This is a genomic window from Vibrio sp. 1288 (assembly GCF_033344475.1).
In genome coordinates this window covers 1-1,252 of the sequence record NZ_JAWPOX010000105.1, presented here as the reverse complement: position 1 = coordinate 1,252, position 1,252 = coordinate 1, and the positions used below count along the sequence as shown (strand labels likewise).

The window sequence follows — 1,252 nt, the reverse complement described above, 5'->3', positions numbered from 1 at the left end:
GTCTCACTTCAAAGTGGCAACTGGCTTTCTGCGATTGAGAAGCTGGAAGCGTTAGACTCACGTTACCCATTCGGTGCCTACTCTGAACAGGTGCAACTTGACCTTATTTACGCATACTACAAAAACGACGACCTAGCGTTAGGCTTAGCAACCATCTCTCGCTTTATGCGCCTAAACCCGACCCATGAAAAAATGGACTGGGTACTTTACATGCGTGGCCTGAGCCACATGGCTCAAGATCGTAACTTTATGCACGACCTGTTTAGCATCGATCGTAGCGACCGCGACCCAGAGCCCGTGAAAAAAGCATTTGATGACTTTAAGAAGCTGCTTCAACGTTATCCAAACAGCCCATATGCGGAAGATGCACAAAAACGCATGGTGGCCTTGAAAAACCGCTTAGCGAATTACGATTTAGCTACCGCTGATTTTTACCTTCGCCGTGAAGCATGGATCGCAGCCATTAACCGTAGCCAAGAGCTTCAAAAATCATTCCCTGATACAGAAGCAGCTCGCAAATCGTTAGAAATTCAGCTGGAAGCCTACAAGCAGCTGCAACTAGAAGATGCCGTTGCAAGAACAGAAGCACTCATTAAGCTAAATCCTGTCAAATAAACGCCTACCGCCACAGCTCAAACTGTGGCGGTTTTGTTTTCTACCACCAATTCCTTCTCTTTGAACAATCTTGATGATTTTTTGAGCACAACTTATGCTTAGAGTTCTACTCCACCATTAAACTGGACGTGAACGTGACCATATCTAAGTTTTGGGCAATGCTGTTCTTTCTGTTGTCGGCGTCCGTTTACGCTTTGGAAATCTCACCATTAAAACAGCCTCCGTACACGGGTGACTTAGATGTCATCAAAGAGAAAAACGTATTGCGCGTTTTAGTCTCTGCCGATTTAGGCTTCTACTATATCGAAGGAGGAACACCAAAAGGGATTGGCGCAGAGCTGCTGGCTCACTTTGAAAAAGATTTACGCAAAATCAAACCCAAACTGAACGTACAAATCATCCCTCTAGCGCGAGACCAATTACTCCCTTCTCTCGAAAACGGCTCTGGTGATTTAGTGGTGGCAAACTTGACGATCACTGAGGCCCGCAAACAAAAAGTCGACTTCAGTACCCCAATCTTATCCGGCATCGAAGAGTGGGTGATCACCAACAAAAATACTCCAACCATCACTAAACTTGAGCAGTTGAGCGGTAAGGAGATTTGGGTACGTGCCAGTTCCAGCTACTTTGAAAGCAT

General features: G+C 45.7%; 2 protein-coding genes. Both read left to right on the top strand.

The window, feature by feature from the left end; all coding sequences use genetic code 11:
• The coding region (locus R8O11_RS24915) for an outer membrane protein assembly factor BamD (protein WP_318194566.1) at positions 1 to 615 on the top strand (615 nt) is incomplete at its 5' end.
• A 134-nt stretch (positions 616 to 749) separates the two neighbouring features.
• On the top strand, positions 750 to 1,252 hold a 503-nt coding region (locus R8O11_RS24910), incomplete at its 3' end, for a transporter substrate-binding domain-containing protein (protein ID WP_318194565.1).